Origin of the sequence: Pseudomonas sp. B21-035 (assembly GCF_024748945.1) — a bacterium.
Classification (GTDB): domain Bacteria; phylum Pseudomonadota; class Gammaproteobacteria; order Pseudomonadales; family Pseudomonadaceae; genus Aquipseudomonas.
Genome location: NZ_CP087179.1, coordinates 1,954,432 through 1,976,838, shown reverse-complemented (window position 1 = coordinate 1,976,838; position 22,407 = coordinate 1,954,432). Strand labels below are relative to the sequence as shown.

Sequence of the window (22,407 nt, the reverse complement as noted above, 5' to 3'; positions counted from 1 at the left end):
GCCAGGCAGAGATCCTTCTCGCATCATGTTTTGGCTCCATCGCAGCACGTCTTGTTGTGCGGCCATTAAACGCCACTATTAGGCCATTAGCCATGCTTCCTTGGGTGTAAGACCGGTGCCCTTGATACAGGGCAAGAAAAGCAAAACCCCCGAAGATCGCTCTGCGGGGGTTTGCGGTGACACCTGCGCGGGTCAGGCCTGGCGCTGGTGCTTGTCGATCTGCTCGTGACGCTCTTGAGCTTCGATGCAGTACTTGGTGGTCGGGCTGATCAGCAGGCGCTTGAGGCCGATCGGCTCACCGCTGTCGTCGCACCAGCCGAAGCTCTCGTCAGCAATGCGGCCCAGGGCCATTTCCAGCTGCGGCAGCAGGCGCTGGTCACGGTCGATGGTATTGACCAACCAATGGCGCTCTTCTTCGACCGAGGCGGCATCGGCAGGATCGGCAGGCGTGTCCAGGCTTTCGATGGTTACACGGCTTTGCTCGATGCGCTCATGGATTTCGACCTTCATCTGCTGCAGCAGCGAGGTGAAAAAAGCCAGTTGCTCAGCGTTCATGTAGTCATCGGCCGGCATGGCCAGCAACTTTTCCTTTGTCATTGATTTCTCTATAAAAAATACGTGCATTAAGGCGAATCGGGTGCTCCTGGCGAACAGCTCGCCAGCAGCGGAATTCTTCAAGCACCATCCGGCACTCAATTTACAGGGGGCGGCAGTCTAAGGCCGAGATCCACACTGGGCAACAGAAATGACGGTGCAAATGACCGAAAAGGCCCTGCAGGCCCTCCCCCGGCGCTGGTTTATAACAAAAAAACCGCGGCGCAGGCGCTTTCCCGGGGACAAACGGTCATTCTCCGACAAAAACCTTGTAACAAAGATCCCCTCAACCGAGCAACTGGCTCAACACCGCGCGCAACTTGCCAGGCTTCACCGGCTTGTTCAGCAAGGGTGCGCCCAGGCGCTGCATGGCCCGGCGGCTCTGGTCGCTGCGGTCAGCGGTGATCATCACGGCAAAGATGCTGCAGGCGAAATGGCGACGCAAATCGCGCACCACCTCGCAACCGGTTACGCCGTGGTCCAGATGGAAATCTGCCAGGATCAGCTCCGGCGCCCGGCCGTCGAGCACCACCAGGGCGCTGGCATAGTCGCTGGCGGTAAGCACCTCGCAGCCCCATTGCTGCAGCAGCGCGGCCATGCTTTGCTGGATGCTCAGTTCATTGTCCAGAACCAAAAGCCGGCGCCCTGGCAATGGGTCGCCAACACTGGGCAGCACCAGCGTCGATGGCGGCAACTCACTGGGCTGCTCACTCGACAATGGCACATCGATGCTGAACACCGAGCCGCGTCCCGGCCATGAGCGGACCTGCACCGGGTAATCAAGAATGCGCGCGATCCGCTCGACAATCGCCAGCCCCAGCCCGACGCCTTTGCGATCAGCGGCGCGGCCAACATCCAGCTGGTTGAATTCAAGAAAGATCGACTGCAATCGATCGGCGGCAATGCCACGGCCGCTGTCCCAGACTTCCAGACGCAGGTACTCGCCCCGGCGCCGCGCGCCGAGCAGAATGCTTCCGTGCTCGGTGTAGCGGCAGGCATTGCTGAGGAAGTTGCGCAGGATCCGTGTGAGCAGGCGCAGGTCGGTGCGTACCGCCAGGCGCGCGCTGCGCAGGCGCAGGCTGAGCCCGGCGGCTTCGGCCACGGGCTGGAACTCCGAGGCCAGCGGCGCCAGCACTTCATCCAGGCGGTACAGCTCGAGGTCGGGCTTGATCGCCGCCTGGTCCAACCGCGAGATATCCAGCAGGTCGGTGAGCAGGTCCTCCGCGCCTTCAAGGGCCTGGTGGGCACGCTCGACCAGTTGCTGTTCACTCTTCGCTAGCGATCGCTCGCGCAAGGTCGAGATCAGCAGCCGGGCGGCATTGAGCGGTTGCAGTAGGTCGTGGCTGGCCGCCGCCAGGTACTTGTCCTTGCTGCGATTGGCCGCCTGAGCGGCGTCGCGCGCCTCGATCAGCTCATTGGTGCGCTCGGCGACCCGCTGCTCGAGCTGGTCGTTAAGTTGCTGCAGGCGCGCCTGGGCCTGCTTGCGTTCGGTGATGTCGGCGACAAAGCCTTCGACCACGCCCTCTTCGTCGGGCCGCAGCAGCAGGTTCATCAGCACGTCGATATGGCTGCCATCTCGCCGGCGTAGCTGGGTCTCGTAGCCGATCAGCGCCTGCTCGCGCTGCAGTACCTGGGCGATGGCCAGCAGTTCATCCTGGCCGCCGGCGAACAGATGGCTGGCCAGGTCGTTGCGCGACAGCACCAGGGCCTGGGCGTCGACATACCCGAGCATGCGCGCCAGCGCCGGGTTGGCGGCGCGCATGCCATCTTCGAGGCTGGCCTGGAAGATACCGTGCACGGCGTGCTCGAACAGCCACTTGTAGCGATTGCGCTCGGCTTCCAGCTCTTCCAGGCGCACCGCCAGTTCCGGGTAATGACTCTTGCGTACGGTGTGGTTGCTCAGCCCCAGCAAACCGGCCAGGGCATCGCCCGCCGGTTCAAAGGGCCTCGCCATACACCACCTCGACGTCGCGCTGGCTGGAGCTGCGCGGGTTGGTGAGGATGCACGGGTCATCCATGGCGTGCTGGGACAGGAATGGAATATCACTGAGGCCAACGCCATGCAGGCCGAGAGTTTCATGAAAGCCCACGGCGCGCTTGAGGGCGATCAGGTGCTCGACCAGACGCTGGCTGATCTGCTTGTGGCTCAGGCCCCGGCAATCGATGCCCAGGGTTTGCGCAATCACCTTGAACCGCTCTGGCGCGGCGCTGTAGTTGAACGCCACCACATGCTCGACCAGCACCGCATTGCACAGCCCATGGGGCAAGTCGAGAAAGCCGCCCAGGCTGTGGGACATGGCATGCACGGCACCGAGAATCGCGTTAGAGAACGCCAGCCCCGCCTGCATGCTGCCGAGCATGATCTTCTCGCGCAGGGCGATGTCGTCGGGGTTGGCGATCATCTGTACCAGGTTGCCGTCGATCAGGCGCATGGCCTCCAGCGCATGGGGGTCGGTCAGCGGCCCGTGACCGGTCGAGACGAACGCCTCAATGGCATGCACCAGGGCATCGATGCCGGTACAGGCGGAGAGGAACGGGTCCATGCTCAGGGTGGTCTCAGGATCGATCAACGACACATCCGGCACCACCGCTTTGCTGACGATGGAAAACTTCATGCGTTCCTGCTGGTTGGAGATGATCACGAACTGGGAAACGTCGGCGGAGGTACCGGCGGTGGTCGGGATCAGGATCAGCGGCGGGCTTGGCACGCGAATGGTGTCGACCCCTTCGAACTCGAGAATGTGCCGGCCATGGGCAACCACGATGCCGATGCCCTTGGCGCAATCCATCGGGCTGCCGCCACCGACGGCGACGATCACGTCGCACTGTTCGCTGCGGTAGCGCTCGGCGCCGGCCATTACCTCTTCAACCCGCGGGTTGGGGGATACCTCGGTGTACAGGCAGTAATCGATGCCCAGGCCCTGCAGGCTGGCTTCGATATCGCCGACCCAGCCGGCGGCGATCACGCCGGGGTCACTGACCAGCAGGACCTTGCGCGCGCCGAAGGTCTTGGCGTAGTTGGCGACATGATGCCGGCAACCGGCGCCGAAGATGATTTCCGGGGAGACGAACTTGCGCAACTGGCTCAGCTTCGGGCTCATGGGACGCCTCTGTTCTTGTTGTAATAGCGCCAGCCTAAAGCATCCCGCATCGATTGCAATCAGACCATCGGCGGGCAGAAACAGGAGCGCCGACCGCTGCAAGCAGCGACCGGCGCAAGAGGGATCAGCGATTGGCGAAGTACATGGTCACTTCAAAACCGATACGCAGATCAGTGAACGCAGGCTTTTTCCACATAGGTCCATCCTCTTCTGGCACCACAGGATTGCGGTGCACCTATTAATACACCGTTGCCGGTGCGGGTCGAATGCTACTTTGGAAGCGTTTCTTTCAGCCTATCCGGGCCCTCAGAAGAACCCCAGCGGGTTGACGTCGTAACTGACCAGCAGGTTTTTGGTCTGCTGGTAATGGTCGAGCATCATCTTGTGGGTCTCGCGGCCGACCCCGGATTTCTTGTAGCCACCGAACGCGGCGTGGGCCGGGTACAGGTGGTAGCAGTTGGTCCACACGCGCCCGGCCTTGATGCCCCGGCCCATGCGGTAGGCGCGGTTGATGTCGCGGGTCCAGACCCCGGCGCCCAGGCCGAACTCGGTGTCGTTGGCAATTGCCAGTGCCTCGGCTTCGTCCTTGAAGGTGGTCACGCCGACCACCGGGCCGAAGATTTCTTCCTGGAACACGCGCATCTGGTTGTGGCCTTTAAGCAAGGTCGGCTGGATGTAATAGCCGCTGGCAAGGTCGCCACCCAGGCGCTCACAGTCACCGCCGGTCAGCACCTGGGCGCCCTCTTCGCGGGCGATCTGCAGGTAGGAGAGAATCTTGTCGTATTGCTGCTCGGATGCCTGGGCGCCGACCATGGTCTCGGTGTCCAGCGGGTTGCCGCGCTTGATCTGGCTGATCTTTTTCAGGACCTGGGCCATGAACGGCTCGTAGATCGACTCCTGGATCAACGCCCGCGATGGGCAGGTGCACACTTCGCCCTGGTTGAAAAACGCCAGCACCAGGCCTTCGGCGGCTTTCTCGATGAAGGCCGGCTCGGCCTGCATGATGTCTTCGAAGAAGATGTTCGGCGACTTGCCGCCCAGCTCGACGGTCGACGGAATGATGTTCTCGGCGGCGCATTTCATGATGTGCGAACCGACCGGGGTGGAGCCGGTGAAAGCAATCTTGGCGATACGCTTGCTGGTGGCCAGGGCTTCACCGGCTTCGCGGCCCAAGCCATGAACGATGTTGAGCACGCCTGCCGGCAGCAGGTCACCGACCAGTTCGGCGAACACGGTAATCGACAGCGGCGTCTGCTCGGCCGGCTTGAGCACCACGCAGTTGCCGGCGGCCAGGGCCGGGGCGAGTTTCCAGGCGGCCATCAGCAGCGGGAAGTTCCATGGAATGATCTGCCCGACGACCCCGAGCGGCTCATGAAAATGGTAGGCCGCGGTGTGCTCGTTGATCTCGGCGGCACTGCCTTCCTGGGCGCGGATGCAGCCGGCGAAGTAACGGAAGTGGTCGGCGGCCAGTGGCACGTCGGCATTCAGGGTTTCGCGGATGGCCTTGCCGTTGTCCCAGGTTTCACTCAGGGCCAGCACTTCGAGGTGCTGCTCGATGCGATCGGCGATTTTCAACAGGATGCGCGAACGTTCCTGCACCGAGGTGCGGCCCCAGGCAGCGGCGGCGCCATGGGCGGCGTCCAGCGCCAGGTCGATGTCGGCCGCGCCCGAGCGCGGGAACTCTGCAATCGTCTGGCCATTGACCGGCGAACCGTTGCTGAAGTACTGGCCGGTCAGCGGCGCGACGAATTCGCCGCCGATGTAGTTACCGTAAACGGCCTTGAAGCTGATCAGGGCATCAGCGGTGCCAGGGGCTGCGTAGATCATCGGGACCTCATGTGCGGTGCGGGCCTGTCGGCATGACAGGCAGCTGGCTCGATGGTAAGCAGGCGCACGGCAGGCGCGAATCGGCCCTTGGCAGGTACCGTCTCGTCAATTGGTAGTAACGCCTGGGTGCTACCCGAATACCGCCTGCTCATGCGTGTGCGCAGGTCATATGGAGCCTCCCTTTTTTGGAAGCCTCGCCAGATGACCGCCTCGTCCCCCCATCAGTCCATCGCCGAACAGGCCACCTTGAGCTGCGCGGTAGCCAAGCGTTTCGTCAAGCGCCCCGCCCTGCTCGAAGTGGCCGGGCAGCTTCTGCCTGAGCATTGGGACCAGCGGGGGCTGTCACTGCAGCACAACCCGCTGACGCTTTATCTGATCAGCCAGCACGGCGCGCAGGTGCATATCCGCCAGTTGCCGCAAGTGCTGATCGAGCGCTATTGCCTGGGCAGTACCTTGAACCTGGACAGCAACGAAGATTGTCTGAGCCGGTATCCTCAACAAGGCCACGACGCACTGCTCGATGTCGACCTGCACGCCCTAGAGCTGCTGATCAACGAGTGTGGCCCGTTGATCCTTGAAGCCTTCCTGCAGGCGCTGGTCGAGTTCTGGAGCCAGAGTGACGAGCGCGGTGAAACACCCTGGGGCTGGTATGCCGGCTACCTGCAAAGGCTGATGAAAGACGCTATCGAGATAGCCCTGAGCGCCGGCACGCTGAGCGCCGACCAAGCGGCGAGCGCCGGGGTCGTTACCGCGTTTCCAACTGCGCAACAACGCAGCAGCTACGCCAACCTGCAGGGCTACAGCGTCCAGCAACTGACAGTCGACCTGACCTCGGCCCAGGTCATTGATGCCGACCTGTCCAGCGCTTTACTGATCGAGGATTTCCCCGACCCACCAAAGCCTCAAGTGACGGTCCTGTTTACCCTGGTAGGTGCGCTGGCGCCCTTCGAGTCCCCCCAGGGCTTGCTCGACATGCTCGCCAGAAGCTGGCCACGATCGTTGCTTAGCGCAGCGCCACCCACGCAATTCACCCCGACAAGCACCTCGGCGTTCGAAGTTCAGGCAGGCGGATTTCTCAAGCAACAAATGCGTTTGATCGAAATCATCGCCCTGGCTTCAAGAACCCATGAGCAAGCGCAAGCACTCAATGCCACCCTTGATCGCTCCACCTCGATGCTGGACCTGTGTACGGCCGAGGAACTGGAACGCCAGAACAAGATCGCGCTTGTGCTGCCGACCTGGCTGCTCGACAGTGAACTGGCCATTCGCTACAGCACCTTGTTGATCGATCAGGCCCAATCACACAAAACTGCTGGCGGCAAAACCTGGCGCGATGATATCGATACCGCCGAAGCATTCGCCTGCAAGGTCCTGGACGCGAGGATCGCGCAGGATCACCCCGGCACAGGCTTTAACGCCGAGGACGTGTTGATCAGCAATCGCCAGGTCATCGCCAGCGCCATCCCCGGGCAGGGCAGCCTGATCACCGATGGCGCCATCAAGGTCGTCAGCTTTTCCCTTGCACAGCTGGCCATCGACAACCTCGGTGTGCTGGCAGCAGGCACCGTGCGCGTGCACCTGGTCAACGGTGCCCAACTGCCGGAGTGGATGAGCGAGCACTATGTTCGATCCCTGGTACGTGAACTGGATATGGGTGCGATGTATCCGCAGACCTTGCAACAGCAGCTTCTGGATGAACCTGCGCAGTTTCAAACCAGGCAAACGCTGTTCTGCACACAGCTAAAAACCCAGCTTCCGCTGCTGGCGCTGGAGCTGCATCTGCGTGACAAGCGTCTGAGCCTGGCCGCGTGCCAGGCGGTGGATGCGCTGTTTGGCCTGGCAGAGCCGGGCATTTGGGTGCTACGCCCCGTGGCCCTGTTGCGCTCAACCGGTGCTACGGGCGATACATTGCTCAATGCCTGGCTGATCGAAACGAGTGACGTCAGGCAGGGCCCCTGCGTGCTTTATCGCCCATTGCATAGCGAACCGTTGCTGGAGTTTCACGACCGGATTGCTCTGTTCGATGCCTTTGCCTGCAGCGGCCCATTGCAGGATGACCTGCTCGAGCGCCTGCCCGGACATACGCGCCCGATCTATGCCAATGGCGGCCTGCGCGAACCGCATATCCACCGCTTTGTTCCCGGCGCCGAGTTCGAACGGCTGCAGACACCGGCACCTGCCCGTCTGGATATGGCCCTGGCCAAAGGCGAAGTACACCAGCTGATCTACCAGGCCAGCGCCCGGGAGCTGGTCGAACGGGCCAGGCGCCACTCGACCAGCAGCGCACAGTCGCGCTGGGACGCCTGGAAGCAACTGGGATGGTTGATGTTCAACACCTTACTGCCCTTGTTCGAGGGTGGCGTCGCCAAGGTTGCCTGGATGATCCAGGTCATCGACAGTGCCAAGCGCCTGCTCGAGAGCGATGAAAAGGCCAGCCCCGGCAAGCATCGCCAAGCGTTCGCCGACTTGCTGGTCAACATCGCCATGGTCCTTTTCGTGCACGCCACCCGCCGCCTGGGCATAAAACCCGAGACGCCGGCGCACCCTGGCGATGGGCCAAAGCCGGTCAGAGTTCCCAGCACCCAGGTACTGCCGGCGCCACAGGCCGAACTGAACTTCAGTTGGGCACGTCCCGACCACCAGCTGACGACGCAACAAAAACTCCAGCTTGAGCGCCTGGCCAGCCCGCTGGCACCCTCCATGCTCGGTAGCCCCATTGCCAACGGCGCACTGCAGGGCCTTTACCTGCACAACGAGCAACTGTACTTCGCCCAGGGTACTCACGCCTACCCCGTGCAATACGATGCCGGCGTCAAGCAGCCTCGCATCGTTAGCGGACCATGGCTGAGAAGAGACGAAGCCCGGCGCTGGACGCTCGATCTGCGTTTGCGCCTGCGCGGTGGCCAGCCGCTGCGCAATCGCCTCACGTCTGCCGACCTGCAGCAGTCGATCGACAACCTGGATGAGACATTACGCACCCAGCAAAGCGCCGCCCTGGCCAGCCAACAGCGGCTGCACAATTTTGCCCGGCAGATCAGCGACGACACTGACCCGCGCATCCTGCAAGGCTACCTGGACAAGATGGAAGCGCTGTCACAGGACTTTGAACAACACCTGCGGACACTGCACGAGCGCAATGAAAAGCGCCCGCTCAATCAATACAAAACCCTGCGGGCAAAAGCCCTGTTTGAACGGGCGCGTTGCGAACTGTCCGTGATTGCGACCCTGGGCAAACTGTACAAACCGTTGCGCCAGCGCTTTGTCCAGACGGTGAAAGACGCCGAAGGCGCCTTGCCTGATGCAGGTACGCACGAACATTCATTGCAAACCAGCCTGCTCGACCAGGTTGATCCCTTGATCGGCAAGTTGATCGACCATCACCAAACCCTTACCGCCACCCGCGAGCATCTGCACAAGCTGTCCAGCATTCGCCAACCCACAATCCAGGTGATGGAACTGAGCCTCGACGAACCAGCCATCCGCCCCGCATCGCGGCTGTATTGGTACACCCTGCGCAGCGAAGTGCTGAGTAATCGCTTGCGGCTGGTGGAGACAGACGAAGACTCCAGCGAAAGCGATTACTGGCTCGAGCACAGTTGGCGCAATATCGAGCAGGGCATGCTGCAACGCATGAACTTGCTGGCACTGAGCCGCGAGGAGATAGAAGTTCATGCCCGGGTGCTGGACAACATCCAGCGCCACTTCGATACCGCGCTGCGCCAGCTGGGTAACCTGAAGAGTTTGCTGCCCGGGCAGCAAGCCGCCAACAGCCTGGTGTCCAGGCTCGAAACCGACATGGCACTGATGCTCAAGGAAACCCGCGCCGACCTTGCCGAATACCCGCAGCCACTGCTTGAGCGCAGCAGCCTGCGTCAATTGCACCGGCAAGTGCCGGGGCTGATCGAAACCCGCGATGAAGGCGTGCTGCTGGGGCAACAGCGGCGCAACAGTGAAGGTATCGTCGACATTCACAACCCGCAGGATGACAGCGTCCGCGCGTCCTACCGAGAAGACCCGCAGACAGGTAGCTGGGAGCCCTTGGCTGTCGAACAAGCGCTACTGCCACAGGTCGCAGACGCCGAGCTGAGCGCTTTGCTGAGGGAAGGCATGCGCCTTGCGGCACTCGCCAGGCAAGACATCCAGCGCCTCAAGCGCCAGGGTAAAAGCACCTACCTGCCGGTCGAGATTGAGGAGATCGCCGAACGCCGACAACGGTCACTGCTCGCTCAGCGTCAAGCCATCGAACGCGCCCTGACCCAAAGCAACCAGACCGATCAGGCCGCCGACAACACCGATGCTGCCTTGCAGATCAAGTTGCTGGATGACGTCGCCAATGAACTGTTGCAGACCGGCGCGCAACTGAGGACAGAGGCGGCCCTGGCGCAAGCGCCGAGCATGCGCGAACTGGAGTACCTGCTGGGCAAGGGCCAGGTGAAACTCAAGCGCCTGGTCAGGCGCAAGCCGCTGGCCAGCACCCGGGACTGGGCTCAGGATTACCTGGATGAATACGTGGTGCTACACGCCAACAAACCCTTGTGGTATGCGCACTTTCACTACGCGGCCGAAAACACCGCAATCGACGACTTCAAGGCCGCACACCTGAAGCTTGCCAGTCAGCGCTATGACCGCGGGCAGTTCGTCGAAAGCAACAAGCTGGTGCACCGCGGGCCGATAAGCCTGGCGGCGGCCCGGCAATGGTTCTTCAAGGAGTGATGCAGTAAAAAACGGGCGCTGGCAACAGCGCCCGATCAATCTCAGCGATCCTTGAACTGCGCCTCACGCTTGGCGATGAACGCCGCCATGCCTTCCTTCTGGTCTTCGGTGGCGAAGGCTGCATGGAATACCCGGCGCTCGAAGCGCACGCCCTCGGCCAGGTTGACCTCGAACGCGCGGTTAACGCTTTCCTTGACCATCATGGTCATCGGGATCGACTTGCTGGCGATGGTCGCCGCCACCTTCAGCGCTTCTTCCAGCAGCTCGGCTTGCGGCACCACACGCGCCACCAGTCCGGCACGCTCGGCTTCCTCGGCGCCCATCAGACGCCCACTCAGGCACAGCTCCATGGCCTTGGCCTTGCCCACGGCGCGGGTCAGGCGCTGGGTACCGCCCATGCCCGGCAGCACACCGAGATTGATTTCCGGCTGGCCGAACTTGGCGTTGTCGGCGGCGAGGATGAAGTCGCACATCATCGCCAGCTCGCAGCCGCCGCCCAGGGCAAAACCCGACACCGCGGCAATGATCGGCTTGCGCCGGTTGGCAATGCGGTCTGCGTCGCTGAACAGGTCATCGACGTAGATCTGCGGGTAGCGCAGGTCGGCCATTTCCTTGATGTCGGCGCCAGCGGCGAAGGCCTTGGCGGAGCCTGTCAGCACCACGCAACCGATGTTCGGGTCGGCTTCGAGCTGGTCCAGGGCCTGGTTGATCTCGCCGACGATCTGCGCGTTCAGGGCATTGAGCGCCTGCGGTCGGTTGAGGGTGATCAGGCCGACCTTGCCGTGGATGTCCAACAGAATGGTTTCAAATGACATGCAAGCTGCTCCCTTCAAAGATTGCGCGCAATGACCATGCGCTGAATATCGCTGGTGCCTTCGTAGATCTGGCAGACCCGCACATCGCGGTAGATGCGCTCCAGCGGAAAGTCGCTCAGATAGCCATAACCGCCAAGGGTCTGCAAGGCATCCGAACAGACCTTTTCGGCCATTTCCGAGGCGAAAAGCTTGGCCATCGACGCTTCGACCAGCGCCGGACGCCCGGCATCGCGCAGCGCCGCGGCATGCAGCACCATCTGCCGAGCCACGGCAACGCGGGTGGCCATGTCGGCCAGGCGAAAAGCCACGGCCTGGTGTTCGATCAATGGCTTGCCGAAGCTTTCGCGCTCGCGCGCATAGTCACGTGCTACCTCGAAGGCGGCGCGGGCCATGCCCACCGACTGCGAGGCAATGCCGATACGCCCGCCTTCAAGGTTGGCCAGGGCGATCTTGTAGCCTTCGCCCTCCTCGCCGAGGCGGTTTGCCACCGGCACGCGCAGATTTTCAAAGACGATCTGGCAGGTGTCGGAGGCGTGCTGGCCGAGTTTGTCCTCGACCCGTGCCACCTGGTAACCCGGCGAGTCGGTGGGCACGATGAAGGCACTGATGCCGCGCTTGCCGGCCCCGGGGTCGGTTACCGCAAACACTATCACCACCCCGGCGTTCTGCCCGGAGGTGATGAACTGCTTGCAGCCGTTGAGCACGTAGTGATCGCCATCGCGGCGGGCGCGGGTCTTCAGGCTGCTGGCATCGGAGCCGGCTTGCGGCTCGGTCAGGGCGAAGGCGCCGAGCATCGCGCCGCTGGCCAGCGGGGTGAGGAACTGCTGCTTCTGCTGCTCGCTGCCGAACTTGAGAATCGGCACGCAACCCACCGAGTTGTGCACACTCATGATCGTCGAGCAGGCGCCGTCGCCCGCGGCGATTTCTTCCAGGGCCATGGCGTAGGCGACATAGCCGGTATCACTACCGCCCCACTGCTCCGGCACCAGCATGCCGAACAGGCCCAGTTCGGCCATCTCCTGGATGGCTTCTTTGGGGAAGCGGTGCTCGCGGTCCCACTGCTCGGCAAACGGGCGCAGGCGCTCCTGGGCGAACTGACGCACCGCGTCGCTGATTTGCTGTTGTTCGTCATTGATTAGCATGGTGCACCTCAGTACAGACACTCGACGGCCATGGCCGTGGCTTCACCGCCGCCAATGCAGATGGCGGCAATGCCGCGATGCAGGCCTTTCTGACGCAGGGCTGCGAGCAAGGTAACCAGGATGCGCGCGCCGGAAGCGCCGATCGGGTGGCCCAGGGCGCAGGCGCCGCCATGCACGTTGACCTTGTCGTGGGGCAGGTCCAGGTGCTTCATCGCCGCCAGGGTGACCACGGCAAAGGCTTCGTTGATTTCGAACAGATCGACCTCGGCCAGGTTCCAGCCGGTGCGTTTGATCAGCTTGTCGATGGCGCCGATCGGGGCGCTGGGGAACAGCGCCGGGGTGTCGGCGAACGCCGCGTGGCCATGGATCACCGCCAGCGGTTTCAAGCCTTGCTTCTCGGCCTGGGAGCGGCGCATCAGCACCAGCGCCGCCGCGCCATCGGAGATGGAGCTTGAGTTGGCCGCGGTTACCGTGCCACCTTCGCGAAAGGCCGGCTTGAGCTGCGGGATCTTGTCCAGACGGGCCTTGGGCGGCTGCTCGTCGTCGCTGATCAGGCGCTGAGTCTTGCCCTCGGTGACTTCGACCGGGACGATCTCGCTGGCGAAGCTGCCGTCCTTGATCGCTTGCTGGGCACGGGTCAGCGAGGCGATGGCGAAATCGTCCTGCTGCTGGCGGGTAAAGCCATTGCTTTCGGCGCAGTCCTCGGCAAAGGTGCCCATCAGCCGGCCCTTGTCGTAGGCGTCTTCCAGACCGTCGAAGAACATGTGGTCGATGATCTTGCCATGGCCCATGCGATAACCGCTGCGGGCTTTGTCCAGCAGGTAAGGGGCGTTGGACATGCTCTCCATGCCGCCGGCCACCACCACCTCGGCACTGCCGGCCAGCAGCAGGTCGTGGGCCATGATTGCCGCCTGCATGCCCGAGCCGCACATCTTGTTGAGGGTGGTGCAGGTGGTGCCCTTGTTCAGGCCGGCGCCCAACGCCGCCTGGCGCGCCGGGGCCTGGCCCAGGCCTGCCGGCAGCACGCAGCCGAACAGCACTTGTTCGACGCTGTCGGGGGCAACACCTGCGCGCTCGACGGCGGCGCGAATGGCGGCAGCACCCAGTTGCGGAGCGGTAAGGCTTTTCAGCTCGCCCTGCAGGCCGCCCATGGGCGTGCGCACGGCGCTGACAATTACGATCGGATCATTGGCGAGGGTCATGTTTGAGTGCTCCTGAAATTACTTGGCGGCCATGCGCAAGGCGCCGTCGAGACGGATCACCTCACCGTTGAGCATGCTGTTTTCAATGATGTGGCGGGCCAGCGCGGCGTACTCCTGCGGGCGCCCCAGGCGTGGCGGGAACGGCACGCCGGCGGCCAGCGAGTCGCGCACTTCCTGGGTCATGCCGGCCATCATCGGGGTTTCGAAAATGCCCGGGGCGATGGTCATCACGCGGATGCCGAAGCGCGCCAGCTCACGGGCCGCCGGCAAGGTCAGGCTGGCAATCGCGCCCTTGGAGGCGGCATAGGCGGCCTGGCCGATCTGGCCGTCATAGGCGGCAATCGAGGCAGTGTTGATGATTACCCCGCGCTCGCCGTCAGCGCCCGCCTCGCCTTCGGCCATGGCCGCAGCGGCCAGGCGCAGCAGGTTGAAGCTGCCGATCAGGTTGACGTTGATCACCCGGCTGAAGCTTTCCAGGCCATGCGGGCCGTTCTTGCCCAGGACCTTCTCGGCGCCGACGATACCGGCGCAGTTGATCAGCCCGTGGATTTTGCCGAAGGCGGCAACCGCCGCATCGATCGCAGCCTGGGCGGCGGCTTCCTGGCTGATGTCGGCCACCGCGAAGTGCGCCCTGGCGCCCAGCTCGCGGGCTTTGGCGGCGACCGCTTCGGCATTGAGGTCGACCAGCATGACCTGGGCACCGGCCTCGATGAGCATCTGCGCGGTGGCAGCGCCCAGCCCGGAAGCGGCGCCGCTGACGATGAAGTTGTTATTGGCAATCTGCATGATGTTGGTTCCTCAGGCGCTGGCGGTCGACGCCAGCGCGGCCTGTTGTTTGGCTATTTCCTGGTTGCGCAGGATGAAACGTTGCAGCTTGCCGCTCGGCGTCTTGGGCAGCTCGCTGACAAATTCGATTTCCCGTGGGTAGGCGTGGGCATACAGGCGCTGACGCACGTGCTGCTTGAGGGCCTCGGCCAGTGCTTCGCTCGGCTCTTGGCCTTTGGCCAGCACCACGAATGCCTTGATCAGCTCGGTCCGCTCCGGGTCCGGTTTGCCCACCACCGCGGCTTCGATCACCGCCGGGTGTTCGATCAGCGCGCTCTCGACATCGAACGGGCCGACCCGGTAGCCGGAGGTGGTGATCACGTCATCGCTGCGGCCGACAAAGCTGATGCTGCCGTCGTCGTTGAGCTCGACTGTGTCGCCGCTCAAGTAGTACTTGCCGACGAACGCCTTGGTCGGCAAACCCTGGTAGCCGGCAAACCAGCACAGCGGCGACTGCTCGCGGTCGACAGCGAGAATGCCCGGCTGCCCGGCCGGCAGTTCGTTGTGTTGTTCATCGAGCACGACGATGCGGTGACCGGGGACGGCGAAGCCGGCAGAGCCCAGGTGCACCGGGTGCTGCAGGCCGTGGTGGTTGCACAGGACCATGCCCAGTTCGGTCTGCCCGTAGTGGTCGTGAATGGTCACGCCCAGCTCATCGGCAAACCAGCGGATCACCTGCGGATTAAGCGGCTCGCCGGCGCTGCTGAGCACCCGCAGGCGGCCCTTGATCGGCGCGCTGAACTCGCTACCAGCGGCGATCAGCAGGCGGTAGGCCGTCGGCGAGCCGGCCAGGTTGCTGATGGCGTACTTGTTGATGACCCGGCAGGTGCTCTCGACGCTGAACGGCCCATCGAAAAACGTGGTGGCATGGCCCAGGGCAAGCGGACCGGTCACGGCGTAATAAAGCCCGTAGGCCCAGCCCGGATCGGCGAGGTTCCAGAAGCTGTCTTCAGGGCGCAGGTCGATGGCATCGCGCATGTAGCCCTGGAAGGCGACGATGGCCCGCAGCGGCACTTCCAGCGGCTTGGCCGGCCCGGTGGTGCCGGAGGTGAACATCAGCAGGAACGGTGCCTCGGCCCCCAGCAGCACCGGTTCGCAGTGATCACTGGCCAGCGCCAGTGCGCTGTGAAAGTCGATATCGCCGGAGCCTGGCGCAGCACCCACGCAGATGACCGTCGGGCAGCCATGCACGTCGTCGAGCTTGCTGCGATTATGCGGTTCAGTGACGACTACCTTGGCTGCGGACTGCTCCAGCCGGTGCTCGATGGCCTTGGGCCCGAATGCGGTAAACAGCGGCTGATAAACCGCCCCCAGGCGCCAGGTGGCCAGTACCGTGATCAGCAGCTCGGCCGTACGCGGCATCAACCCCGCAACCCGGTCGCCGACGCCCACACCCTGGGCCCTGAGCACATTGGCCAGGCGCGCGGCAGACTGTTGCAGTTGCTCGAAGCTGTAGCGCGCGCTGCTGCCGTCGCGGCCTTCCCAGTTCAGGGCAATACGATTGCCGCCGACATGCCGGTCGCAGCACTCGACGCAGGCATTGAGTGCCTCAAGGTTGCCTTGCAGGGCAGCCGCAGCGGTGTGCAGGTAGTCGAACCCTTGCGCCGCGGCGCGGTAATCACGCATCGCCAGACTCCTCGTTTGTTATTGTTGGAATAAAACGATTGGTCTGAAGATAGTCGCGCCAGAGCTGGCGCGGGACAATGGCCAAAGCTGTCAAAGTGGATGACTGGTTTGGCCGCTGGCCCTGACGCTACTACTGACCCTCGGCTTTTGTGACAAGCAAAGGCTTGGTCAGCGCCACAATCAACGCCCCTACCTTCTCGGCACGCTCGACCGCCAGCACATCCACTGCAGCCTCGTCGCCCCCTGCCATGTCGGTCAGTTCCTGCAGCCGATCGACGAAGGGCTCTTCAACCTCCGCGAACGATTGCGGATAAGTGTCACGCAGGTAATTGACCCAGAAATCCCGGGAAGCGATGAAGTCCAGCAGTTCATCTCCGGCTTCAGCTGTGCGTACTGTCCTGGCCGCGTCGTCGAGCTGACGCGAGGTTACCCCCGCCACCCCGCCAAACTGCATGTAACGTGGCTGGCCGGGCAGGTCCAGGGTCTCGGCCAGACCAACCCGATAGGCCAGGCTGACCTCCACCTCGTCGACGCCCAGGCCGCTGGCCTGACGCGCATGGATATCCTCCCGGGCAACCTGCTCGACACGCTCAAGGCGAAACAAGCGCCTGGCCACCCCAAGCAAGCGGCTGGCCTGGTTTTCCGAGCCAGGCTGCTGCTCGGCTTGCCACAAGAAGTAACCCACTTCGAGGTTACTGAAGCAATCCGAAACGCTGTCGACGCAGGTCCTCGGTGCTGAGGCCAGCTTGAACAGGGTCGAACGCAGCGTCTGGCTGTCTACCGCCTCTTCGACAAGAGCCCAGACCCGCCAGCTCAGGTCCTCGCGGTTCATCCGGTAGTCCGCAGTGCTGGTCAGCTCGCCGAGCAGACGCAGAAAACCTGCGCTGTCCTCTGACCGTGCGAGATCATCCCATTGCCCCGCACGCACTTCGTACACCCGCTCATCCAGGGTGGCCAGCCAAAGCGCACGAGCATCGACCGGCAGCTCGTGCTCATCCTCTTCTGGCAGTTGCATGCCATCGAGCTCGGCCAGGCGTTGCCAGGTCGCCTGCGCCAAGGGGTTGCCCTGCAAGTAGATGGCGTCACGGATCACCCCAGGGGTATGGAAAAAGCGCTCGGGCAAGGTGGCGATCAGATTGTTGCGCAAGTCGGCCTGCTCCAGGAACGGTCGGCTGAGCAACCCGCGCGGCAAGGCTTGCATGCCGGTGTTGCGCAAGCTCAGTTCGCGCAAACGGTGCAAAGGCCGCAGGTTGAGGTTGCGCCGCAGCGGGTTGTTGTCCAGCACCAGCATGCGCAGTTGGTTCAACCGGGCCAGTGCATCGACATCCATGGCCTGCAGGGCGATGTGGTTATGTTCCAGCCTGAGGGTGCGCAACGCCGACATGTGCTCAAGACCGGACGGCAACTGGTCAAAAAAGTTGTTGCTCAGGTTCAGCCAGCGAGTGTTCGAAAACGCCCGAAAAAACGACGCCGGCAGCCTGCGCATACGCATGCCGACCATGACCACATCGACCACATGAGCAAAGCTGATCTCGCCCGGCAGATTGGGAAAGGTCGGGATATGCCGGCCAACAATGCTCAGGCGATAACCCTGGAGAATCCCGTTCGCGTCAATGATCGGCTCGCTTTGACGACGCCAGCAGTGGCGCAGCGCTTCGGCCACGCGATTGCGTGGCGACAACAGCACCGTAGCGCTAACACTTGCTTGCGCAGGTGCTGCGGCCTCCCAGGTGCTCAGCGTCTGATCGAGCAACTGATACTCCTGCTCGAGCCGCTGCAACGCCAGCAGCACTGAAGAGCCACTTTCGCGCAGACGGGCGATAAAGGTTTCGCGCTGCTCGGCATCAAGGCCGGGAAACAAGGCACACAAGCGGTTGCTGATGCTTTGCGCCACCGCCTGAGCAGCCCCTCGGCCACTCAGCAGATACCCTACGCGGCCATCTGCCAGGCGATGTCCCGGGTTGAACCAGCGCCGGACCGGCGCCAGGCCCAGAACCCCTTCCAGTTCGCTGGTAGCGACCGGCAGCTGGGCAATCAGGTCCGCGCGCATTTGCCCAAGCGCATGCAGCCCCTGCCATCCCAGGCCTTCACGCTGGGCATCATTCAACGAAGCGGCAATCACCTGTAGCAATCCCCCGCTCAGCTCGACGTCCTCAGCGCCATCTGGCTGATCGCCGTAGAGCTGGTAAACGCCTTGCTGGTGGACGATGACCCTGTGCAGCCCAGGGCTGTCTTCGGGCTTCAGCCGGTCGAGCAAACGGCTGTAGGGAAAGCGGTCATGCAACGCCAGGTTCACCTCTTGCGGCCACCCCGGCAAACGCCGGAGTGCATAGAACACCAGGTGAGCGCTGTCCAGCGAACCGCCGTAGCCAAGGTATAGACCTTCACGGGCGCGAGTCAGTTGTGCCACCCGAGCCAGCATCCGCGCCTGTTCCGCCAGCTCAAGGGGTACGCGCGCCTGGGCTGCCAGCAGTGCGCGCGCTTCATCGCTGGCCTGTGCAAGCAAGGCCAGGCCATAGGCGTCGGGTAAGGTGGGGAAGTCCCGCTGGAGCGTTGCCAGCAGCGGGTCGTCAGGCAAGTACCGTGTAGAAAGCGACACACCGTGCTGGTTCTGGGCGAAGCGCTCAAGGGTGTCGCGCAGGCCTATCGGCATCCGGCGGTTTTCCACCAGTAACCCGCGCAGTTCATCTTCATCGATAGCCGCCACCTGCAACAGCGCACTCACCTCGCTCACGCTCATCAGCCCGGCAGCGGGCCACAGGCGTTCGAGCAGATGCGACTGGCCCTGCCAGGCCAGCGGCCACTCATCACGCAAGCGCCAGGCGCGTTCGCCGTTGAACTCGACGACCGGCCCGTACGCGCCGGCACGTTGCTGATGAACCAGGCGCCACGGACCTTGCTGCGGTACCCGACGGACTTCGTAAACTTCGCCGCGTAGCGGCAGGTAACTGCGCCCGTCGGCCAGGTGCAGGCCGCTATCGGTCAAGCGCGAGCCGGCGGGAATGCGCCCCAGCTGGTAAGGGCGCAGATCCCGGCGCCATAAGCGCGGCTGATTGCTTTCGAGGGTGACCGGTAACAGTGACTGGACAAAATCGCTGCGCTTGAACGCTCTGCCGACACTATGGATACCCGCCCCCAGCGCTACCGTCACCGCCACAGTCTGGGCAACACCGAGCAGATGCTCGAGGGCTTCGCCGCGATGCCCACGCAGCCAGTCTTCGGCCCCTTCGAACACCTCGCTCAAGGTCTGCAGTGCAAGATGCCCGAGCAACAACCCACCCACAGCGGGAACGAACAGGCCGACCAGGTTGAGTGCCGTCCAACCGGCCGCAGCCAGATCAGAACGCCACGCTCGGGTCGCCGCACTGTCGACATCGGCGGTCGGCACCGCCAGTACCCGGGCATCGGCTTTGATCCGTGCCAGCTGCAATTGACAGAGACCGGTGAACAGATCACCACGCAGGAGCGTGCCCGCCAGGTCCAGGTCAACGCTTGAGTCGGTGAGTCTGGTTGCCAGCAACAGGGCAAAACCGGCACGTTGCTGCAAACCGATCAGCGCACTGAAGTAGGCGCGATACGACTCGGACCCCTTGAGCGACTCAGCCAGTGCCACGTTGAAGGCAAACCAGGAGCGGTAACTGCGCAAAGGCTGCTGCCGGTCGGTCGGAAAATACACCAACAACCCGCGAATCAGGCTGGCCTCGGTCCAGCGCAGCGCCCCTTGCGGCGGGTCGCCGCGCACTTCGAAAACCACCGCACCGCTGACCTGGCAGTTCAGCGCACTCAGTTGATAAATACGTACTTCCAACCCGCCATGGCTGACCTGGGATGCGCCCGAGACGACTTGCTCGAGCATCTGGTAGGCCAGCGCATCGATCTGCCCGCGCAAATGAGCGAGGCGCGCAGCCACTTGCAGGGCCAGGCGCTTTTCCTCGGCCAGGTCCTGCTCAGCCGGCGCGAAGACATCCTCCAGATGCTGCTGGAAACGCCTGCCCACATCCAGCTCACGGCAGACGCTGGCCACTTTTTCGGGCGCATCGAGCAAAACTGTCTCGAGTTCGCCCGCAGTGACGATCGCTGTCCCGGCATAGTAGCTGCTGGCGGCTGTCTGGCGAGCGCCAAAACCTTGCAGCAGGCGTTGCATCAAGGGCTGGGTGAGCAGAATCGTATCATCACTAGGCAGCCCGATACCCTGGCTAGGCTTGAAGTCGCGCAGTACTTCACGCCACTGGTCGCTATCGAGATTGCCCTGGTAGTTGAGCTTGTCGTGCAGTGCGTCTGCCAGCAACGGCTGGGCGAAAGCATCAATCGCCTGGAGTTCATCGAGGGTTGCGTGGACGGCTTGCTGGCTGTGCCGAAGCCTTGCGAAATCATCGCGCAAATCATTGATCTGCTCGACGGAGGCGGTTCTAAGCCAGTCAGGCAGGATATGACCGATGAATTCATCGGTCACCCCGGGCTGGGTGATCGCAGCCGGTGTGGCTGGGGATCGGGCGGCAGGGTTAGGCACGTTCAAGGTCCTGGGGGAATGGCAATCCTCCAGCCTAGAAACGCTTAACCATCACTGGCAGCGAGAGGCGTTTCACCCTGGCCGATCAATGCCCGATAGTGGCCCGGATTGCAGCCATACCACTTGCGAAAGGCCTTGTAGAACGAGCTGCTGTCAGCAAACCCCAGGCGCTCGGCGATTTCGGCGAAGCTTATCTGTTCCTGGGCCAGCCAGGCGATTGCCAGCTCCTTGCGTACACTGTCCTTGAGGCCCTGGTAGGTGGCGCCCTCCTCGGCCAGGCGTCGACGCAGGGTCGAGGCCGATATGCACAGTTGCTGGGCCTGGGCCTCGGTTTCCGGCCAATCACCGGCGGGAAGCTGGCGCAGCGATTCCTTGATCCGCCGCGCCAGGCTCGCCGGGTCGCGGTACTTGACCAGAATATTGGCCGGCGCCTCGGCCAGAAAGCGCTGCAACTCTTCAGGCGTGCGCTTGAGCGGCAGGTCCAGGCAATCGGCGGCAAGGATCATCCGCGTGCGTGGCCGGTCAAACTGCAGGTTCTCCGAGAACATCACCCGGTAATCGTCGCAAAACGGCGGCTCGGCACAACGCAGCTCAATGGCCAGGATCGGGATGCGCCGCCCGGCCAGCCAGCAGGCGACGCCATGCACAATCATCCAGAAGGTGAAGTAGGTGAAGGCCCGGCGCGGCTCATCCCGGGGCTCGCCGATGACGATCTCCGCCAGGCTTTGCTGGCGCACCAGCGCCGGCTGCAGGTGCTCGAGCATCAGCCCGAGAAACGCCAGGGCGCTTTCAAGCCCGGCGCCCAACGTGGGCTGGGCCATGGACGAGCGGCACACAAAGGCCAGGCTGCCCGTGCGCAGGCCACGCGGGTCCATGCAGAAGAACTCATCGTGGCAACGACGAGCCAGCAGCCGCCAGAGCTGCGCGTAGGCCCCGGCGGGCACCCGCGCATCGGCCTGCTGCAACTGTTCGGGGTCGATCCCCACACGACTGAGCAGGGCCTGGCTCGCGGCGCCGGGGGCGCAGCTTTGCAGCAGCGCCTCGCGCACCAGTTGCATGGAGATGGTGTCTTTCTCCGCCATCAGCAGTCGTTCGCCTTGCCTGTAGTGTTTGCCCGCCATCTTAGGGGCCCGCCGGGAAAAAACCAGCCCCGCCTCATACCGCTGCCGCCAGGCTGAGAAACGCCTGGATCAGGCGCAGTTCGCGGCGTCGCTCCAGGCAGCCGATCATGTGCTGGTTGATCAGCCCCGCTGCGCCGATGGGCCGCGCCACCACCCGCGGGTCATGGCTGATCTCCAGCGACGAAACGATACCGATGCCCAGCTCGGCCGCTACCGCTTCAGTCACCGCCTCGCGGCTGTCGAGCTCCAGCAGCACGCGCGGCTGCACCTGGGCATCGCGGCAGGCCTGATCGAAGGTGCGGCGGGTAATCGAACTGGGTTCGCGCAGTACCATGATCTGCCGGTCCAGCTCGCCAAGGGGCAATTCCTCGGCGCTGGCCGCCCAGGCATGCCCGGCCGGCAGCAAGGCGCAGATCCGTGAATCGCCCAGGCTTTGCAGGTGCAGGCCCTTGCGCGACTCGACCTCGGTCATCACCGCGACATCGGCATGCTCGCTGAGCAGCGCCGCCAGGGTTTCCTGGGCGTTGCCCAGACGCAGGTTGACAGTGATCCCCGGATACCGCGCGCGCAGCTGCGCAAGCATCGGCATGACCCGGTGCGGGCCGTCGGCGGCCACTTCCAGGCGCCCGGTGAGCAACTGGCGGTTGGCCTCGAGCATCGCCTGGGCTTCTTCGGCAAGGCCAAACATCGCGCGGGTGATCGCCGCCAGGCGAATGCCCTCCTCGGTCAGCTCGACACGTCGCGCCGTGCGGCGCAGCAAGGTGATCTGGTAGTGCTCCTCAAGCGCCTTGACATGCCCGGTCACCGCCGGCTGGCTGATGAACAGGCGGGCGGCGGCGCGGGTAAAACTGCCCTCACGGGCCACGGCATCGAAGGCGCGGAGCTGGAACAGGTTCATATCTATCGGCCTGGCTTATGACTGGCATAACAA

At 63.5% G+C, this 22,407-nt stretch carries 14 protein-coding genes; 1 reads left to right on the top strand and 13 read right to left on the bottom strand.

Annotation, left to right across the window (positions count from 1 at the left end; translation table 11 throughout):
* Positions 1–192 precede the first annotated feature (192 nt).
* From LOY22_RS09050 to LOY22_RS09030, 5 genes are all read right to left on the bottom strand, one after another.
* The gene (locus LOY22_RS09050; protein ID WP_045202077.1) at positions 193–597 is read right to left on the bottom strand and encodes a TraR/DksA C4-type zinc finger protein; all 405 of its coding nucleotides are present in this window, start codon (positions 595–597) and stop codon (positions 193–195) included.
* 283 nt (positions 598–880) lie between these two features.
* The gene (locus LOY22_RS09045) at positions 881–2,548 is read right to left on the bottom strand and encodes a hybrid sensor histidine kinase/response regulator (protein WP_258597144.1); all 1,668 of its coding nucleotides are present in this window, start codon (positions 2,546–2,548) and stop codon (positions 881–883) included.
* On the bottom strand, positions 2,532–3,695 hold the full coding sequence (gene ercA / locus LOY22_RS09040) for an alcohol dehydrogenase-like regulatory protein ErcA (protein ID WP_045202081.1): 1,164 nt from the start codon (positions 3,693–3,695) through the stop codon (positions 2,532–2,534). The genes LOY22_RS09045 and ercA overlap by 17 nt, the downstream gene beginning before the upstream one ends.
* A 124-nt stretch (positions 3,696–3,819) precedes the next feature.
* Positions 3,820–3,891, bottom strand: a complete 72-nt coding sequence (pqqA, locus tag LOY22_RS09035) for a pyrroloquinoline quinone precursor peptide PqqA (protein WP_009394664.1) — start codon at positions 3,889–3,891, stop codon at positions 3,820–3,822.
* Between the two features lie 110 nt (positions 3,892–4,001).
* On the bottom strand, positions 4,002–5,522 hold the full coding sequence (locus LOY22_RS09030) for an aldehyde dehydrogenase family protein (protein ID WP_093385145.1): 1,521 nt from the start codon (positions 5,520–5,522) through the stop codon (positions 4,002–4,004).
* A gap of 201 nt (positions 5,523–5,723) precedes the next feature.
* Here LOY22_RS09030 and LOY22_RS09025 point away from each other — a divergent pair, with 201 nt between their 5' ends.
* On the top strand, positions 5,724–10,235 hold the full coding sequence (locus tag LOY22_RS09025) for a hypothetical protein (RefSeq protein ID WP_258597142.1): 4,512 nt from the start codon (positions 5,724–5,726) through the stop codon (positions 10,233–10,235).
* Positions 10,236–10,276: 41 nt separating this feature from the next.
* Here the strand turns inward: LOY22_RS09025 and LOY22_RS09020 are convergent, their stop codons facing one another.
* The 8 genes from LOY22_RS09020 to LOY22_RS08985 all read right to left on the bottom strand — a co-directional run bounded on the left by LOY22_RS09020 (position 10,277) and on the right by LOY22_RS08985 (position 22,374).
* The gene (locus LOY22_RS09020) at positions 10,277–11,050 is read right to left on the bottom strand and encodes an enoyl-CoA hydratase (RefSeq protein ID WP_010224326.1); all 774 of its coding nucleotides are present in this window, start codon (positions 11,048–11,050) and stop codon (positions 10,277–10,279) included.
* A 14-nt stretch (positions 11,051–11,064) separates the two neighbouring features.
* On the bottom strand, positions 11,065–12,192 hold the full coding sequence (locus LOY22_RS09015) for an acyl-CoA dehydrogenase (RefSeq protein WP_093385159.1): 1,128 nt from the start codon (positions 12,190–12,192) through the stop codon (positions 11,065–11,067).
* 8 nt (positions 12,193–12,200) lie between these two features.
* The gene (locus LOY22_RS09010) at positions 12,201–13,394 is read right to left on the bottom strand and encodes an acetyl-CoA C-acyltransferase (RefSeq protein ID WP_093385163.1); all 1,194 of its coding nucleotides are present in this window, start codon (positions 13,392–13,394) and stop codon (positions 12,201–12,203) included.
* 18 nt (positions 13,395–13,412) lie between these two features.
* Positions 13,413–14,180: an SDR family NAD(P)-dependent oxidoreductase gene (locus LOY22_RS09005; RefSeq protein ID WP_258597139.1), complete on the bottom strand. Its 768-nt coding sequence runs from the start codon at positions 14,178–14,180 to the stop codon at positions 13,413–13,415.
* A gap of 12 nt (positions 14,181–14,192) precedes the next feature.
* Positions 14,193–15,845 carry an AMP-binding protein gene (locus tag LOY22_RS09000; protein WP_258597137.1) on the bottom strand — a complete coding sequence of 551 codons (1,653 nt, stop codon included), beginning with the start codon at positions 15,843–15,845 and terminating at the stop codon, positions 14,193–14,195.
* A gap of 130 nt (positions 15,846–15,975) precedes the next feature.
* Positions 15,976–20,355, bottom strand: coding sequence for an NEL-type E3 ubiquitin ligase domain-containing protein (locus tag LOY22_RS08995; protein WP_258597135.1), 4,380 nt, complete (start codon positions 20,353–20,355; stop codon positions 15,976–15,978).
* Positions 20,356–20,399: 44 nt separating this feature from the next.
* The gene (locus tag LOY22_RS08990; RefSeq protein WP_093387621.1) at positions 20,400–21,437 is read right to left on the bottom strand and encodes an AraC family transcriptional regulator; all 1,038 of its coding nucleotides are present in this window, start codon (positions 21,435–21,437) and stop codon (positions 20,400–20,402) included.
* Positions 21,438–21,510: 73 nt separating this feature from the next.
* Entirely contained in the window at positions 21,511–22,374 is an 864-nt protein-coding gene (locus tag LOY22_RS08985) for a LysR substrate-binding domain-containing protein (RefSeq protein WP_045202095.1), read from the bottom strand.
* Positions 22,375–22,407: the final 33 nt, after the last annotated feature.

Bases quoted from the DNA above. Each gene is read 5' to 3' on its own strand.
- LOY22_RS09050 (WP_045202077.1), bottom strand. From the start codon at position 597: ATGACAAAGGAAAAGTTGCTGGCCATGCCGGCCGATGACTACATGAAC.
- LOY22_RS09045 (WP_258597144.1), bottom strand. From the start codon at position 2,548: ATGGCGAGGCCCTTTGAACCGGCGGGCGATGCCCTGGCCGGTTTGCTG.
- ercA (WP_045202081.1), bottom strand. From the start codon at position 3,695: ATGAGCCCGAAGCTGAGCCAGTTGCGCAAGTTCGTCTCCCCGGAAATC.
- LOY22_RS09030 (WP_093385145.1), bottom strand. From the start codon at position 5,522: ATGATCTACGCAGCCCCTGGCACCGCTGATGCCCTGATCAGCTTCAAG.
- LOY22_RS09025 (WP_258597142.1), top strand. From the start codon at position 5,724: ATGACCGCCTCGTCCCCCCATCAGTCCATCGCCGAACAGGCCACCTTG.
- LOY22_RS09020 (WP_010224326.1), bottom strand. From the start codon at position 11,050: ATGTCATTTGAAACCATTCTGTTGGACATCCACGGCAAGGTCGGCCTG.
- LOY22_RS09015 (WP_093385159.1), bottom strand. From the start codon at position 12,192: ATGCTAATCAATGACGAACAACAGCAAATCAGCGACGCGGTGCGTCAG.
- LOY22_RS09010 (WP_093385163.1), bottom strand. From the start codon at position 13,394: ATGACCCTCGCCAATGATCCGATCGTAATTGTCAGCGCCGTGCGCACG.
- LOY22_RS09005 (WP_258597139.1), bottom strand. From the start codon at position 14,180: ATGCAGATTGCCAATAACAACTTCATCGTCAGCGGCGCCGCTTCCGGG.
- LOY22_RS09000 (WP_258597137.1), bottom strand. From the start codon at position 15,845: ATGCGTGATTACCGCGCCGCGGCGCAAGGGTTCGACTACCTGCACACC.
- LOY22_RS08990 (WP_093387621.1), bottom strand. From the start codon at position 21,437: ATGGCGGAGAAAGACACCATCTCCATGCAACTGGTGCGCGAGGCGCTG.
- LOY22_RS08985 (WP_045202095.1), bottom strand. From the start codon at position 22,374: ATGAACCTGTTCCAGCTCCGCGCCTTCGATGCCGTGGCCCGTGAGGGC.